Source organism: Ruegeria sp. A4, from assembly GCF_056543025.1.
The window spans coordinates 1,780,969-1,797,388 of the sequence record NZ_JBQGAW010000001.1 but is presented as its reverse complement, the minus strand read 5'-3'; the positions used below and the strand labels follow the sequence as shown (position 1 = coordinate 1,797,388).

Below are 16,420 nucleotides of genomic sequence, written 5' to 3'. Positions count from 1 at the left end.
TTGGAGAGATTTGATGTTCCCTTGGTTTCGCGCCGCAGTTTTCGCTGGCTTGGTCCTGAGCGGTCATTCCGCAATGGCAACGCCCCATGCGACGCTTGACTGGTCTGACCTTCCGGATCCGTCGGTGCAGGTGTTCGATGACCCTTATCGTGATCTGAGCCCTGAACAGTTTGACGATGTCCTATTCGTCGTGCGCTTGCGCGGCAGGTTGCAGCAGGATGTCGGCAGCGTTGAGGAAAGACAGAAATGGCAAGAGCTTCTGACCGAGACTGAAGACGCCTTGGCCGAGGGGGGCGTTGATGTCGACTGGCTGCTCGATCAGCGAGAGGATGTGAAAGAGCGGCGAAGAAAGGCAGGAACAAACGGAAATCCGCAACTCGATGGCCAGAGTGTTACGCTGACAGGCTTTGCCATTCCCGCGCCGAAAGATCCGGACGGGCGAGCGGTTGCATATTTGGTGCCAGAACGCGGGATGTGCAGCCACATGCCCCCGCCTCCGCCCAATCAGATGATCCGGGTGCGGTTGAACGGCGACTGGGCCCCCAGTTACTTCCATGAACCCGTTCGGCTCACAGGTAGGCTGACGATTGAACCCTCGGTTCAGAACATGATGGTCGTGGATGGGCTTGTGCCGATGAATGCAACCTTCAAATTGGAGACGGACAGCGTTGAAACGCTGGAAACCAAGGCCGACGGTCTGGAATGGAGACAGCGTGCAGCCGATCGCGTCCGAGCTGCTGGCAATCGTAAAACTGGCGGCGCAAAGGCGTCGGAATGATAAGGCGCCTTGTTGCCGCATTGAGTATTGCCTGCGCGGGTACGGCGTCTGCGCAGGGGTTGTCCGGGCCTTCTTCGGTCGAGGCCGAGCTGAAACCTGGCGATGGCCTGACCGATCCGCAATACCGTTCCGGATTTCCGCGCAACATCGCGCCGGGTTGGTTTCGGTGGAAAGACCGGCTGGCCGAGAGCGGATTTCGGTTCAACGTGGATTACCTGGCGTTGGGTCAATCCACGAACGCCGATTTGGGAACTGGTGAAGCCGCAAGTGGAATCGCTCGCGTCTACGGCAGTTGGCAGGCAACCGAGCGGGGTTCATTGACATTCAAAATCGAAGATCGGCACGGATACACCGATGTTGCCCCGCAATTCCTTGGGCTGGACGGAGGCGCATTGTCGATCACCGGGACTGCCTTCAACGACAATGGTTTGTTGCTGACCAACCTGTTCTGGACCCAAAGGGCCGAGAACGGCGCGTGGACGCTGCAAGTCGGCCAGATTGATGTGACGGACTTTGTGGATATCTATGGATTGGTCAGCCCCTACAGCGGGTTCCAAAACCTGTCGTTCAACACCAACCCGACAATCAACACACCCAACCAGGGAATTGGCATTGCCGGTGGGATAAAGCTGAACGAAAACTTCTACGCGGTTGCCAGCGTTGCAGACGCAAACGCCGATCCGTCTGATCCAAGTCTTGACGTGTTCAGCGACGGCAATCTCTTCAAATCGTTTGAGATTGGCTACACTTCGGGCTTTGATCGCATCTATTTCGACAATGTCCATTTGACCCTCTGGCATGCAGATGCGGCCGACGATGGCAGTCGTGCAGAAGATTATGGTGCCGTGTTTTCCGCGGCTTGGTTTGTCGACAACAAATGGATGCCGTTCTTTCGGGCAGGGGCGTCGAAAGGCACGGCAGCGCTGTATGATCGTTCGGTTTCTGCGGGGCTGGGCTATTACGGTCGAAACACCGATCTGGCCGGTTTGGGTCTGAACTGGGCCGAAGCAAGAAACATCGACGGCGATCAGTTCACGCTGGAAGCATTCTATCGCTTTTCGATCTCACCCGGTCTGCAAATCACGCCGTCACTACAGTTCATTTCCAATCCGCTGCTGAACCCAAATCAGGATAGTATCACGTTGTTCAGCCTGCGAACCCGGATCGTTTTTTGATGCGGCTCGAAAGCAGCAATTCACCCGAAGCCAATTTGGGAGGCTCAGTCATGAAAACTTTGTTGGCCGCAAGCGCCATTGCAATCGTATTCGGTGCCGCGCTGCACGCGAGCGAGGAAAGCAAGACATGGGATGCGTCAGATGAGGCGAAGCAGTTTGTGAAGGACACAATCGTTCTTGGCATGTTGGCCAGCCCCTACGGCACCGGCTGGACTGAAGACGAACAGCTGCACACTTACTTCGCGCGCGCTCGGGACAACGGAATAACAGGTCATGAGATGACGCTGGCCGCAGCGGATATGTCCTTTGAGACTTTTCTTGATCAGCACTACCGCTTCCGGTCGGCGATGGCGCAACAGCCAGAGAATTACCTGATCGTGAATGAAACCCGCGATATCGAAGCCGCCCATATTCAAGGCAAGACGGCGGTCATCTGGAACAGCCAGACGGCGACGATTCTGGATGGCGACCTGAGGAAGATGGCGTTGCTCAAGGATGTGGGGATCAAGAGTATGATCCTAGCCTACAACGATATCTTCCGCACCGGGTCGGGGCAGTTGGCGGCCTATAACGGGCGCGATATCGGTCTGACCCCTTGGGGCAAGTCGGTGATCGATGAAATGGTGCGTTTCGGCATCCTTCTGGACCTGAGCCACACGGGCTCCAAAACGGCCAACGACGCCATGGACTACATGGACGAAAACTATCCCGGCGTGCCTTATGTTTACACGCATTCGGTTCCTGCCGGGCTTTACGCAAACGAACCCGGTGCGACGCCACGCGGGTGTTATCGGGCCATTCCCGATGACGAGGCCCTGCGAGCGGCCAAATCGGGTGGCTATGTTTCTCCGACATTCACTGAATGGATGATGGACGGCGTTTGGCCTGAAGATATCTCACCCAAGCAAGCCGCCGACATGATCGACTACTATGTCCAACTTGTTGGGGTCGACCACGTTGGGATCGCAACCGACGACATGTTCTCGACTGAATTGGTTGTGCAGTTCGCGACTGCAAACGCAAGCATGTATGATGATGGCGGCTACATGATCGACGCGTTCAACAAAGGGGCGACCGGCAACGGTGAGCTGGCCAAAATCCTTGCGGCAATCACCGATGATCTCTGGGCCAGGGGTTATTCCGATGAAGACCTCGAAAAGATCTATGGCGGCAACAAGATGCGGGTTTACGCGCAAGTCTGGGAAGGCAAGCCCCCCGAACAATTTCTGAAAGAATACCCCGAGCGTCTGCGTCTCAGACAGGAACTGCGAGAAGGGTTTTATTCGCGATAGACGTTCAGGACCCGCATCAAAGATGTTTGGCCCCGGCCGGGGAAATGATCAGCAATTTTGGGGGAATGATGGTGGGTAATGAGAGATTCGAACTCCCATGCCTACCCAACAAAGAACCTATTTTATAGCGCTTTTTAGCCGCTGCCTTGATTGTTATGTGCTCCTCCAATGTACCGAAGGTCAACACTCGTCGGCTGGCCAGCATCAACAATCAAAAGCGCGTAACCTGACTAGATGAGGCGCTTAGGTGCAATGTGTGGAACGGAATACAGTTCCGAACCTGCTTAAAAGTGACTTAACTGAGGGTATTTCCAAGTGTCTTTGTGGCTCGATATTTGCTACCAAGTGTCCATTGCGACAAGTTGCTACTTGGCTCTACTCATCAACAATTGTTAGTCTCATTTCGAGACCGTTTGAGAGTTTTCGCGTCAGTGCTTACTTTCGGGTTTCAAAAAGCAAAAAACAAAAAATTTGATAGTGGAAAATGTTCAAGCGACTAGTTTTCGCCGGGGTATTTCTCGTGCTTTCAGGCTGCGCTGAGTCAATAATGCAATCATATGTCGGGCGAGATATTACAGACGTAATACTCGACTACGGTCAGCCAGATAACGTGGTCAAGCTCCCAGATGGACGTTTTGCGTTTCAGTGGAGCAACACGACGTCCCATACGGCATCAACGACAACAAATGTCTACGGCTACGGAAACAACGCTACCGCCTACACGTACGGTGGTGGAACGACTTATTCGGAGTGCCTGTACACCTTATTCGCGAAACCAAATCCACAAGATAGCTTTACAGTGATCGGCTATAAAAAACCGACTTTGATGTGTGCATAGTTTAACCTGTATCGCTAGAGCGGGACTGCCAAAGTTAGAGACGGTCCCTTTTAGCTTTGTGGCACTCCAAAATGAAAAATGTGTAGATATGACGGGTCGCTTGTGTGGCTGACGCTTGAAGCGCGTTGGGCGGACGCAAGCCGGTGCTACGGCCAATCAAGTATCGGAAGTATCGGTGCAAAGGACAGTTTCTAGGCTCCAAACTCAGTGATTTACAGCCAGAATGGGACTGTAGCAGCGAGAGCGATGCCCGAAGATCTCCCCCTCAGCAAGCGCTCTCGCGGTAACCGTTCTGTCTTAGCTGTAAATCGATGAGCCGGGAGCCTAAGAAATTGCGCCTGCGCTTGCGTTCGGCCCAACTTGCGCACCGCCTTCAAACGATTTGCCAGCTTTGACCGAAGCCAGACCAAAGGCTGTTTTGGGCAGGCTGTGTTCTTTACGCCAGACTTGGGTCAGGCGTCAATCGCGTACAAGATGGCCGCCATCCACATCCAGAACGGAGCCGGTTAAAAACCTGTTCGTCATCGCCATGATCACGGCTTGCGCGATGTCCTCGGCCTCTCCGACGCGTCCCACAGGCAGGCTGCCACCAACCTGCGCATACATGCCTTCACGTGCCTCTTCCGACATTGCGGCATAGGCTTCGGTTGCGACCATGCCGGGGCTGATGCAATTCACCCGCGCCCGTCCGGACAGCTCCAGCGCCAACCCCTTCGCCAACGCCTCGACCGCGGCATTTACGGCGCCGAGGCCCGTGGCCCCGGCGGATGGGCGACGGCTGAGCACACCGGAAAAGAATGTGATGGAGCCGCCTTTGACCAACACGGGCAACACTTCGCGCGCAGCCAAATAGGGGCCGACAAACTTGGCCTCAAACATGGCGCGCAGATTGTCTGTGGGCAGATCGGTGAACGCACCATGCGCAGCACTTGAGGCTGAGATCACCAGGTGATCCACCGGGCCCAATACACCAGCCCATGATTTCACGCCGGTCTCATCGGTTGTATCGACCGGTGCGATCTGCACCCCGCCGCCGATCTCGTCTGCCGCCGCATGCAGCTTGGCAGCACTGCGGCTTGCGATGGTGATCTTTGCCCCGAGGGCGGTGGCCATCTTTGCAGTTGCCTTCCCCATACCGCTGCTACCGCCGAGAATGACAATGTGCTTGCCTTTCAGGGCGGCTTCGAAAACCGTGCTCATTTCTATGGCTCCTTTTTTGTTGGATTGATCAGTCGATACTCAGCACCAGCTTGCCGGTGGTTTCACCGGCTTCCAGTCGGCGGTGCGCCTCGGCGGCTTTAGCAATGGGCAGGGCGGTGACCTGCGGGCGCAGAATTCCCGTCTCAAGCAGATCAAAAACTGTGGCCATATCTGCGCTAAACTGATCGGGGCGATTGACGAAATAGGTGTATATATCGCTGACACGGACCGAGACGGATTTCTGGAAGTGCTTCGCCAAGTCCTCGGCAAAACTGCCTGCGGGCGGACCGGCAAGAAACCCGAACAGAACTGCGGTGCCCAGAGGCGCCAGCACATCGAGATCTGATTTCAGAGACTCTCCGGAAATCGGGTTCAGTGTCAGGTCCACGCCGCACCCGCCGGTGATTTCCATCACCCGCTCGGTGACGTTCTCAGTGCGATAGTCAATGACGTGATCGGCACCTTGATCTTTGGCATACCCAACCTTGCCGGTGCTGGTCGAGGCGATCACCGTCATGTCCAGATGTTTTGCGATCTGTATGGCCATGGTGCCAACGCCCCCGGCTGCCGCGTGAACCAGTACGGATTTGCCGGCCGCAGCGCCGCCCAAGTTGACCAGCATGTGATACGCGGTCATTCCGTTGACAGGGATAGCGGCCGCGGTTTCGAAGTCCACCGTTTCAGCCAGCCGGGTGACATGGGGCGCAGCGATCACTGAATGGGTCCCGTACCCACCGGCACCAATCGGCCCCATCCATGCCACGCGGTCCCCCACAGAGAAGCCTTCGACTCCCTCACCCAGCGCCTCTACAATTCCGGCCCCCTCGACACCAGGTACATGAGGCAGCTCGGGCATCATGCCCTCGGGCATCTCACCGCGACGAATGATTGTGTCGATGAAGTTGACCGCCCCGGCTTTGTTGCGGATCAGGATTTCTCCGGCATCGGGGGTCGGGGTCGCCTTGTCAGTTTCGCGCAAAACGTCCGGTTTGCCGGTCTGGGTGATTTCAACGGCGAAAGGCATGAGCTGTCTCCTTCTGTTGCGCAGAAGGTAGAGGTCACGTCGTTGAATGATAATGGTTGAAATTGAGAGATATAATCCCAAAAATAGAATAATGATTTATAACGACCTTGCCCTGTTTACTGTCGTCGCGAAACATCTCAGCTTTTCCAAGGCTGCGGACCGTTTGGGCATACCGCTCAGCCGGGTCAGCAGAAGGATTGCAGAGTTGGAAGACCACCTGGGCACCAAACTGTTCGAGCGGACAACCCGCCAGGTTCGCCTGACGGAGGAGGGCCGTCGTCTTCTGGACCGATGTCAGAACCCGATTGAGGCGCTGCAAGGTGTTGCGGGATTTACCGACGATACCAGACGCCAGAGCATCCGAATTACGGCGCCTCCGTTGGCCGCGCGCACGACCGTTGGCCCTCGGCTGTTGGATTTTGCGGAGCAGAATCCGGATGTGGCACTTGAGGTGACCACGACCAACATCATGTTGGATTTCTTTCGCGACAATATCGACCTGGCCTTTCGGGTCGGCCCGTTGACAGATTCCAACCTTGTCGCGAAACGGCTCTGGTCGGTTCCCTATTGCTTTTGTGCGGGACAGGGCTTCATTCGGGAGCGTGCGTTGGACGGGCCGATATACAGACCGGACTTTCTTGCTTTGCCCGCCCTGACAGCTGGTCAGCCCTGGGTGCTTGAGAGCGGGGAAACTCTGCAACCGAAGCACACCGCGCACAGTTTAACGGACCTTGATGTCATTGCTCAGGCCGCCCGCCGCAACCTGGGTGTCGCGATGCTGCCTTTGGATATGGTGGACGGAGACCTGCAACGGCTTGAGGTTACGGGCACTATCCCTTTGACGCGGGATATGTTCGCAGTCTATCCCAGTCGTCGCCTTTTGCCCGCGCGGGTCAGGAAGCTGATTGGTTTTATGGCACCCGGATAAACCTACCAATCAATCGCAACGCCGTCGCGAAAGAACCCTCCGGTCGGGCCGCCTTTCGGCAAGGTCGCGGCCCAGACAACGCCCTTGGCACCCTCAGAAATCGGACGTCCTCCGCCGCCCATATCTGTTGCGACCCAACCGGGGCACACGGCGTTAACGAGAATGCCCTGGGGTTTCAACGCGGCAGCGGTCTTGAGGGTTAGCGCGTTCAAAGCCGCTTTGGAAACGCCGTAACCGGGTGCGCCGGCGGACATGCTGTTCAGCGACCCCGCGCCAGATGAGACGTTGACGATCCGGGCATCCGTGCCTCGTTGCAACAGTGGCACCGCCGCAATCGTGGTATCCCAAGGGCCGAAGAGGTTCGTATCAAAAGCGCGGCGAACCCGATCCAGATCGGCGAGGTGGACCTGTTGGTCGGTGTCATAGTCCACACCCGCATTGTTCACCAGAACATCGAGACGACCGTAGATAGGTTCAACCATCAAAAAGAAGGCGGCGGCGACAGAGTCCGGATTTGAGACATCCAATTCCAAGGCTTCCGCCCCATATCCGATTTCATCCGCAGCAGCCTGCCCTTTTGCCAGATCGCGCGCACCCATCAAAACCTTCATCCCGTGGTCTCGGGCCAATTGCTGGGATACTTCTTTACCAATACCGCGATTGGCGCCGGTCACGAGTGCGATGCGCTGGCTGGTCATGGTCGCTCCTTCAGTTCGCCTCGGCCGCGCTCTGGCCGGCAAGAGCCACAAGCCCACGGTCACCAGATTCCCAGATTGCCGTCATGGTCATCGATGTGACAACCCAGCGGTCGTCTGATTTCGTAAGCTCATACTCATAGCGGCCACCCAGCACCCACAAGCCTTTATCAAGGCGATGGGTTGCTGTGAAATCAGCCTGTGCCGTGGCGGATGTATCGGACAGAGAGATGATCGTGTGATTGGTCACCATATGATGCGTCGCGTCGAAACCGGGCAGAAAGGCGGACCAACCCGCCACAAGCTTATCTGCGGGTTGTGTAACCGGGTCTCCGCCCCAGAGGCTGGTGTAATCCGTCGTGACTGTATCGGCAAACGCGTCGCGCACGCGGGCCCAGTCGTGGCGGTCTGCGCCTGCCGCGATATCGGTGATTGCGGTCGAGATGCCTGCCTGTGGTTCGGCGAAAGCGGCGGTTCCAATCATGGAGACGGCAGCAAGAGTCGATGTGAGTTTTCTACGCATGGGGATGCTCCGAATAGATGAGGGTGGACGCCGAACGACTGCTCGGTGTCCAGACAGGGCTTAGTTGCTCGAACCGGCGCGGAAGTGGTCAGCGACGGTATCGGCCGCCCGGGTGACATCCTCGGGGTTGTCGTAGAAATCGAACTGCGTGACATCCTCCAACCATTGCGCGGTCGCATCGCCTGCGAAACCGGCAAGAAAGGTCTGAACGCCTTGTGGGATCGCCGCGCTTTCCGAGTGCACAATGGCCAGTGGCTTATCCAAACGCTGCGGATTGTCGGCTGGGTGATAGGTCAACCAGCCTTCCCAGCCCGCATTGTTCCACTTGTCGTCATATTCCGGGATCGCGCCACGGTCGGCCTCATAGTAGTATCCGCCGATCGGCATCAGAACGCCCTCGGCGCCCTCGGGCCCTGCGGCAGGAATGATCTGACCCCCTGCGGCCTCGGCGGCGTGGGACACCTCGATCAGCCCAGCAACACCGTCTGCGCCGCCATAGACCGCCTCGACGATCTCTTCATTCTGCAACCATGGTGCAACCAAGCCCAGCCGCTGAACCAGCGGGTTGCCGGAGACCGCATCGACCATGTAGCCAGCCGAGGCGCAGATTCCCAGACCGTTGATGTGATCGGCGTCCACTTCGGGAAGGGTCGCGACGAAATCGATTGCGGCTTTGATGTCCGATGTCTTGGCCTCGGGGCTTTCAACAAAGCGCACGTTGTTCGGCAGATCGCCCGATTTTCCCCAACCGCGGAAATCAAAGGTGAAGGCGGCAAGGCCGCGCTCGGCCATCTCGCGGGCATAGTTGGCGGGCATCTGTTCCTGAACCGAGGTCCAGGCCCCGGTCACGACGACCGTCGGCAGCGGTTCAGATCCGCGCTCTTCCGGCAGGTACAGCGTGCCGGACAGGGTGGCGCCTTCGTTCTCGAATGTGACGGTGCGGGTTTCAACCTGCGCGACGGCGGCCGTCGACGCCATAAGTGCTGCGGCGGTGTTCAAAGCGAGGGTGTTCATAGCGATATCTCCCAAAGTCTTTCTGGATGGGCACAAGCCCGATGACACCTGAGATACGCTGTCGACGGCAGGCATACTTGTACCGGACTGCCGCGTTTTTGAAAGATTCTGCTTCAGACAGCATTTGCCGCACGAAATGCGCGGGGGGTCTGCCCTACTACCTGTTTGAAACTGCGCGTGAAATGCGCCTGATCTGAGAACCCACAGGCCATGGCGATATCCCCCAGAGGGCGCGCCGGGTCTTCCATCATCTTCATCGCCTGCTCGACCCGATAGGCCATGACATATTGCATGGGAGTCGAGCCCAGCGTCTCCTTGAAAACCCGCGCGAAATGCGAGGGGCTCATGCCCGCCTCGGACGCCATCTGATCGACGGTGATCGTCTGATCCAAACGGTCCTGAACGTAGGCCAGCACCCGTTGATAGTGCTGAGAGGTAAAGCGCGCGGACAGCTCGACCTCTTCAGCGCGGCGTTTTCCATATTTCTGCAGCAGTTTGACCAGAAATACCCGGCTCATGGCTTCGAACATCACTGCCGAGGACATATCGTCGGCTTCAAGCGCGTCGCGCAAAATGACGCCTGCAGCACATAGGTCAGGGTCGTAAAACTGCGGCTGATCGTGAAACTGCTCCGGCGCCAACAGCATACCGAGTTCCGACTGCGCAAAGCGCTGGACTTTGTCGGGATGCAAGGTGATCACGATCACGTCGGACTGCCCGTACCATCGCCACCCCGACCGCATGCCTGCCGGGGTCACGATGACTTCATCTTTGCAAAAGGTAAAATCCCGTAGCGTGCCGTCCCGCCAGTTCTGAACACGATGCCCCTTTTCCTGAAGGTTCAGAAGGACATGATGTTCTGCAAAAACTTCCTCGGGCATCCGATCAGGTTCGGCCCGAAAATACCGCACTGACATCAAACCAGCCGCCGAAGGGCGCTGCATCGCATCGCTGTTCAAAAGCGGTTCTGACGGATAGATATCAGCGTATCTCAAAGGCAATGAACGGCTCCGGCTGGCAACATAGATAGATTTGCAGGTATCCGCATCGCGGACAACATTCGATAAGTTGGGCCAACTGGTACAGGATCAAACACCTTGCTGGCGTTATATGTGGTCGTTGAACAGCCTACGCGACATCATTGATCAGCACTGACGGGGGACATACATGAAAAAAACGGGTGTGAGACTCTGGTGGTCGTCAGGAACGGGTTTATGTCTGAAAGTATAACACCGGCGTCTAAGAAGAGCGCTAGCTTTGTTCCGCCAGGCAGTCTCTCGTACGCCCTCCACTGAACGGCCACAACTCAACCATATATCGCTTGACCCAACATCGGTTTTATCGACGTGGGCGGTTTGTTATGACGCGGAAAATTAGCCGACGGATGCGAGGCCAGCCGTTCAGAACATAGTCCGGCAACAACCGCAATGCGCAACGAAGCACCAGTTCGCTGCAGCTGCAAAGAGTACCCTTTGATATTGAAGAGTTTCGGGCTTCTAAATGCTGGAAACGACTTACAGGGCTATGGGAAGCTCAAGTGTAACGCTCGCTCCTTTTTCCACTTGGTTGATTTCAACCACTCCTCCATGGCGTTTTGCCACCGCTGAGACAATTGACAATCCAAGGCCGCTGCCTTCCGAGTACTCTAGCTGCGAAAACCGACTGAATGCTGCTTCGCTTTGGGCGGGAGAAAGACCAGTTCCGTCATCGGCCACAGTAAGTTTGACACTTCTTCCGTCACAGAGCAGCACAATTGAAATTCGGCTCAACTTAGCGCCACCATGTTTAACTGCATTGTCCAGCAGGTTTTTGATGGCCTCAGTCAAAAAGATCTTATCCCCTGTTACCATGATTGCAGACTCCGGCATCGTGACCTCAAATTCGATCCCATTTGCCAGAATTTGTACGCCCATCTCTGCACAAGCTTCTTCAACGACCAAGCGGAAATCAATCTTTTCCATCTGATCCTGATGCGTAGGTTGCCGCAGCCGTTCCAGTGACAACAGCTGTTCCGCCACAGTGGCCGAGTTCTTTGCTGCTGCCACAAGCTCGACAATGCGTTTGTCCCTGTCTTCATCCGTTTTTGCATCTCGCAGCGCCTCGGCCATGGACTGGACTGCGGCTGCTGGATTTCGCAGTTGATGCGCAGCTTCTGAGATAAACACTTGATGGGCGTTTATACTGTCTTCGACCTGCCCAAACAGCCGGTTCAGGGTCTGAACAATGCCATGGACTTCGGTCGGGACCGGGCGTTTTATCTTGCTGAGGTCGTCGGGCGAACGCAGGTCAATGGCGTCCTGCAAATCCAGCAACGGTCGCAGGCCGCGCGCAACGCCGAACCAGACGACAAAGCCAAGGGTGGCCATTAGGATGCCCATAAGTATAGCTGCTCGGATCGACAATTCGTTGGCAAACGCGTTGCGATCCGCGATGCGTTGCCATGCGGTGACCGTCGCATCTCCTACCAGGTTATCCAGTGTGACCCGTTCGGTCATTTTCAATACGCGCACCGGCTCGTTACGATAGACAGCTTCGAAAAACTGGGGTTGGTAAACGTCCTGTTCTGTCGGGTTTGCCGAGGCAGGTGGATATGCGTAACCGGTTACGTAGATACCGCCGGGTCCGGTCACGTGGTAAAAAATCTCTCCCCCCGATGCATCGCGGATTAAGCTGCGGGTGGTGGGCGATAAAGCATCGCCGTCTGACACCGCCACATCGCGCGAGATCGCCAGACCAGCAGATAACAGGCTGTCGTCAAAAAGCTCTTGCGCCGTTTCCCGGGCAACCGTGTAGCGCCAATATCCAAGCAGAATCGCGAGCAACACCAAGGGTGTCAGGATCAGAATGAACAGCCTAAGCCGGAGCGAACCATGCCTGATCACTTCTGCACCTCAAGCAGATACCCAAGACCGCGGGCGGTTTTGATCCTAATGCCAAGGTTCTGAAGGCGTTTGCGCAATCGCGATACATGAGGTTCAACGGCAGAGTCTTCGACATCCGCACCCACGCCATAGACATAGTCAGTCAGTTGGCCCTTGGGGACAATTCTGCCGCGCCGTTCCAGCAGGCATTCAAGCACAGCCATTTCTCGGCGTGGCACGTCAAGCACCTGTCCCTTTACGCTGACCTGCCGCGCGGTGCGGTCAAATTCCAGTTCTCCGATGGTCTCTTGCGAGCCGTAATCCAGTTGCTTGCGACGAGACAGGGCGCGGATGCGCGCCTCGAGCTCGTCCATCTCGAAAGGTTTGACCAGGTAGTCGTCAGCGCCCATATCCAGACCAGACACTCGGTCACTGGTCTCGGTGCGCGCGGTCAGCAGAATAACCGGGGCGCTGTCACCCCGGTTGCGCAACGACCGCAAGATTTCAAGCCCTGACCGACCCGGAAGGTTGATGTCCAGAACGATCAGGTCCGCGCCTTCCTGCTCTAGATACAGTTCGGCTGCATCGCCGTCTGTCAGTACATCAGCAGCATGGCCCCGATCCCGCAGGCGATAGGCAATGGCGTTGGCGAGGGTCTCATTATCCTCGACGATGACGATCCGCATTCGGGCTCCCGCAAGTTTCGCGCAAGGTTGGCGCTCCATGATTGCCAGATGGGAGGGGGAATCAACCCCACAGTTCTATTTGCGATCACGGTGGCGCGGAGGGCGCCGACGTGGTTGTCTGGTCAACAGGGAGGAACCAATGGCCATTTCCAACTTCACCCGTCGCGCCGTCGTGGGGCTGATCGCCGCCGCCGGTATCGCAGCACCCGCCGCAGCCGAGGTCGATTTCTCGGGCAAGACCATTGAATGGGTCATCCCGTTTTCGGAAACCGGCGGGTCTGCCAAATGGGCCAACTTCTTTGCGCCGCTTCTGTCCGAGGCGCTGCCGGGTCAACCGACCGTGGTCGTGAAATTCATGCCGGGCGCTGGTTCGACCAAGGGTGCGAACTGGTTTCAGGAGCAAAGCCATGATGACGGTACGCTGCTGTTCGGTACCTCGGGTTCAACTCAATTCCCGTATCTGCTGAACGATCCGCGCGTGCGTTATGAATATAACGACTGGATTCCGGTCATGGCATCGGGAACCGGTGGCGTCGCCTATCTGAACGCAGAAGATGGTGCCAAGTTTGATGGATCGGCAAATGCACTGAAAGACACAAATTTCATCTATGGCTCTCAAGGCGCAACCCGTCTGGACCTTGTGCCGTTGCTTGCATGGCAGATGCTAGGCATGAACGTTGAGCCTGTCTTTGGCATCAAAGGCCGTGGAGACGGACGCCTGATGTTCGAACGTGGAGAGGCCAACATCGATTATCAAACCTCCTCGGGCTATCTGGGCGGTTCGGCGCCGCTGGTCGAGGCTGGTCAGGCCGTGCCGATGATGACATGGGGTGCCTTGGATGCAGACGGCAACATCGTGCGCGATCCGACTTTCCCGGATATCCCGACTTTCAAAGAGGTCTGCGAGGCGACCGATGGCTGTGAAACCAGCGGTGAAGCATGGGACGCATGGAAAGCCTTCTTCGTGGCGGGCTTCCCGGTTCAGAAACTGGCCTTCTTGCCCGGTGACACGCCACAAGAGGTCGTCGATGCCTACACCGCGGCGTTCCAAGCTGTAACCGAGCGTGGTGACTTTGCAGACATTTCGTCCAAACGCGTAGGCAAGTATCCGGTGTTCGTCGGCGACGGCTCAAAAGCTGCGCTGCAAACCGCGACCAATGTGGATGACAATGCCAAGCAATATGTCCTGAACTGGCTGAAGGAAGCCTATGGTGTCGAGTTGAACTAAGCCGACACGTCGTCGCGCGCCCAACGAAGGGCGCGCGCTTTTCTACATACAAGACAATTTATGAAAGGCGGCCGCTATGGAGGTTTTCGCCACCGCTCTACCTGCGCTTGGTGATGCGTGGGGTCTGATCCTGCAACCCATCGTTCTGGGCTATCTCGTGCTCGGCGTCGTTATGGGGCTGGCCGTAGGTGTTTTCCCGGGGCTTGGAGGCATTGCCGGCCTGTCGCTCTTGCTCCCTTTCATGTTCGGCATGGACCCGATCCTGGGTCTGGCCCTGATGATCGGGATGGTGGCGGTGGTTCCGACCTCTGACACTTTCGCATCGGTTCTGATGGGCATCCCCGGCAGTTCGGCATCGCAGGCCACAGTGCTGGATGGCTTCCCCATGGCCAAAAAGGGCGAGGCCGCGCGGGCGCTGTCGGCGGCCTTTTCCTCGTCCCTGTTCGGAGGGCTGGTCGGCGCGACCTTTCTGACCATGTTCATTCTGATCGCGCGCCCAATCGTTCTGGCCTTTGGACTGCCCGAGATGTTGATGATCACTATTCTCGGCCTGTCGATGGTCGCCATTTTGGCAGGACGTATCCCACTGAAAGGCGTCGCCGCCGCCGGTCTGGGCCTGATGGTCGGCACAATTGGCGAGGCCGATGCTGGTGGATCGCTTCGGATGGCGACCTATGACATTCCCTATCTGACCGATGGCTTGAAACTTGTCATTGTCGGTTTGGGTATTTTTGCGGTGCCCGAAATCGTCTCGCTGCTGCGGCAGGATCGGTCGATTGCGAAAGGCGCCTCGATAGGTGCTGGATGGCTGGACGGCGTCAAAGACTGGTTTGCGAATATCTGGCTGTCGGTCCGCTGTTCGATCATCGGGGTCGTCGTCGGCGTCATTCCGGGCCTCGGCGGTTCGGTCGTTGACTGGATCGCTTATGGTCATTCGGTTCAAACCACCAAGGACAAAAGTAATTTCGGCAAAGGCGAAGTGCGCGGGGTCATCGGCCCGGAAAGCTCGAACAACGCCAAGGAAGGCGGCGGTCTGGTGCCGACGCTTCTGTTCGGAATTCCGGGCTCGGGCTCGATGGCAATCTTCATTGGTGCGGTTGCGTTGCTGGGGTCGGGAGATATCGAAGTCGGTCCGAGCATGCTTCAGGACAATCTCGACATCACCTATTCGATCGTCTGGCTGTTGGCGCTGGCCAACGTGGTGGGCACCATCCTGTGCATCGCGGCCTCGGGCGGGATCGCCAAGCTGACCACGATCCGCTTTACCTATCTGGCGCCGTTCCTGTTCATGTTGATCAGCTTTGCAGCCTTCCAATCCGGTCAGAACTTCGAAGACCTGCTGGCCTTGTTTGTGATTGGTTTGATCGGCATCTTCTTGCGTCGGTTCGACTGGTCGCGCCCGGCTTTCCTGATCGGCTTTGTTCTGTCGAACCCGGTTGAAAAGTTCACCAATCAGGCCTTCCAGATAGCATCGTTCCGTTTCCGAAAGAGCTTTGGCGAAGGGATGGAATATGTCTTCAGCCCCATCGTCATTGTCTTGATCGTCGTCACGGTTGCCTCGGTTATTCTGGGCATCCGGCAAGCCAAGATGATCATGGCCGAGGGTGAGGTTCAGGCAGGTACAAAGCGTGCGCCATTGGTCTTTCTACTGGTGATCATGGCCTATCTGATCGTGGCTTTGGTCAATGCTAACATGATCCCTGACTACAACATGACCGACAAAATCATCCCCCTAGTGATCGGCTGTATCTCTTTGTTCTGCTGCGTGATCCTGCTGATCCAGATGATGCGGCGGCCCGAGGGCGACGCGATCTTTGCGGACAAGGAAATTGCGGGTGAGGACGCCAGTGCCCCCCATGGATTGTGGTCCACGCTGGCTTGGTTCGCTGGTCTCATCGCGGCGACATGGGTGGTGGGGTTCATCCTTGCATTGCTGGGTTTCCTGATGGCGTTTTTCCGCATTCGGGCGGGGGCCAGCTGGCAGATGGCGCTGATCCTGACCGCCTGCGGTATCGGCTTTATGTGCCTGATGGCGGGTGCTCTGAACCGCGATTTCCCACCTGGACTGTTACAGGACATGGTCAGTTTGCCTTGGCCATTGAAATGAGCAGCCCGATGACATCGCTCGGCCTGTGTACCGGGCCGGGCAGAAGAAACACCACTCAGTCTTGGCCAGGG

14 protein-coding genes are annotated in these 16,420 nt (G+C 56.9%); 6 read left to right on the top strand and 8 right to left on the bottom strand.

Going from position 1 to position 16,420, the window contains the following annotated elements; all coding sequences use genetic code 11:
- The first annotated feature begins 13 nt into the window (after positions 1 to 13).
- The 3 genes from ACR0E2_RS08895 to ACR0E2_RS08885 are packed head-to-tail and all read left to right on the top strand — an operon-like array spanning position 14 to position 3,245.
- Positions 14 to 778, top strand: a complete 765-nt coding sequence (locus ACR0E2_RS08895; RefSeq protein WP_480446124.1) for a DUF3299 domain-containing protein — start codon at positions 14 to 16, stop codon at positions 776 to 778.
- Positions 775 to 1,953, top strand: coding sequence for a carbohydrate porin (locus tag ACR0E2_RS08890; RefSeq protein WP_480446123.1), 1,179 nt, complete (start codon positions 775 to 777; stop codon positions 1,951 to 1,953). The genes ACR0E2_RS08895 and ACR0E2_RS08890 overlap by 4 nt, the downstream gene beginning before the upstream one ends.
- A gap of 50 nt (positions 1,954 to 2,003) precedes the next feature.
- Positions 2,004 to 3,245: a membrane dipeptidase gene (locus tag ACR0E2_RS08885; protein WP_480446122.1), complete on the top strand. Its 1,242-nt coding sequence runs from the start codon at positions 2,004 to 2,006 to the stop codon at positions 3,243 to 3,245.
- Positions 3,246 to 4,542: 1,297 nt separating this feature from the next.
- Here ACR0E2_RS08885 and ACR0E2_RS08880 read toward each other — a convergent pair.
- Together ACR0E2_RS08880 and ACR0E2_RS08875 are read right to left on the bottom strand one after the other, a co-directional pair.
- Positions 4,543 to 5,283, bottom strand: coding sequence for an SDR family oxidoreductase (locus ACR0E2_RS08880; protein WP_480446121.1), 741 nt, complete (start codon positions 5,281 to 5,283; stop codon positions 4,543 to 4,545).
- Between the two features lie 28 nt (positions 5,284 to 5,311).
- On the bottom strand, positions 5,312 to 6,307 hold the full coding sequence (locus tag ACR0E2_RS08875) for a quinone oxidoreductase family protein (protein ID WP_480446120.1): 996 nt from the start codon (positions 6,305 to 6,307) through the stop codon (positions 5,312 to 5,314).
- A 91-nt stretch (positions 6,308 to 6,398) separates the two neighbouring features.
- On the opposite strand from ACR0E2_RS08875, the gene ACR0E2_RS08870 reads away from it, so the two are divergent.
- Positions 6,399 to 7,235, top strand: coding sequence for a LysR family transcriptional regulator (locus ACR0E2_RS08870; protein ID WP_480446119.1), 837 nt, complete (start codon positions 6,399 to 6,401; stop codon positions 7,233 to 7,235).
- A 2-nt stretch (positions 7,236 to 7,237) separates the two neighbouring features.
- On the opposite strand, the gene ACR0E2_RS08865 is transcribed toward ACR0E2_RS08870, so the two are convergent.
- The 6 genes from ACR0E2_RS08865 to ACR0E2_RS08840 form a co-directional block, all read right to left on the bottom strand.
- Positions 7,238 to 7,933 (bottom strand): SDR family oxidoreductase, encoded by a 696-nt coding sequence (locus ACR0E2_RS08865; RefSeq protein WP_480446118.1) that lies wholly within the window; start codon positions 7,931 to 7,933, stop codon positions 7,238 to 7,240.
- 10 nt (positions 7,934 to 7,943) lie between these two features.
- Positions 7,944 to 8,453 (bottom strand): nuclear transport factor 2 family protein, encoded by a 510-nt coding sequence (locus ACR0E2_RS08860; RefSeq protein ID WP_480446117.1) that lies wholly within the window; start codon positions 8,451 to 8,453, stop codon positions 7,944 to 7,946.
- Positions 8,454 to 8,513: 60 nt separating this feature from the next.
- Complete coding sequence (locus ACR0E2_RS08855) at positions 8,514 to 9,467, bottom strand: alpha/beta hydrolase (RefSeq protein ID WP_480446116.1); 954 nt, start codon at positions 9,465 to 9,467, stop codon at positions 8,514 to 8,516.
- Positions 9,468 to 9,580: 113 nt separating this feature from the next.
- Positions 9,581 to 10,411, bottom strand: coding sequence for a helix-turn-helix domain-containing protein (locus ACR0E2_RS08850; protein ID WP_480446115.1), 831 nt, complete (start codon positions 10,409 to 10,411; stop codon positions 9,581 to 9,583).
- Between the two features lie 570 nt (positions 10,412 to 10,981).
- Positions 10,982 to 12,292 carry a sensor histidine kinase gene (locus ACR0E2_RS08845; RefSeq protein ID WP_480446114.1) on the bottom strand — a complete coding sequence of 437 codons (1,311 nt, stop codon included), beginning with the start codon at positions 12,290 to 12,292 and terminating at the stop codon, positions 10,982 to 10,984.
- Between the two features lie 53 nt (positions 12,293 to 12,345).
- On the bottom strand, positions 12,346 to 13,014 hold the full coding sequence (locus tag ACR0E2_RS08840; protein ID WP_171638856.1) for a response regulator transcription factor: 669 nt from the start codon (positions 13,012 to 13,014) through the stop codon (positions 12,346 to 12,348).
- Positions 13,015 to 13,153: 139 nt separating this feature from the next.
- Here ACR0E2_RS08840 and ACR0E2_RS08835 point away from each other — a divergent pair, with 139 nt between their 5' ends.
- Both ACR0E2_RS08835 and ACR0E2_RS08830 read left to right on the top strand, forming a co-directional pair.
- On the top strand, positions 13,154 to 14,242 hold the full coding sequence (locus tag ACR0E2_RS08835; RefSeq protein WP_171118945.1) for a type 2 periplasmic-binding domain-containing protein: 1,089 nt from the start codon (positions 13,154 to 13,156) through the stop codon (positions 14,240 to 14,242).
- 76 nt (positions 14,243 to 14,318) lie between these two features.
- Complete coding sequence (locus ACR0E2_RS08830) at positions 14,319 to 16,349, top strand: tripartite tricarboxylate transporter permease (protein WP_480446113.1); 2,031 nt, start codon at positions 14,319 to 14,321, stop codon at positions 16,347 to 16,349.
- Positions 16,350 to 16,420 lie beyond the last annotated feature (71 nt).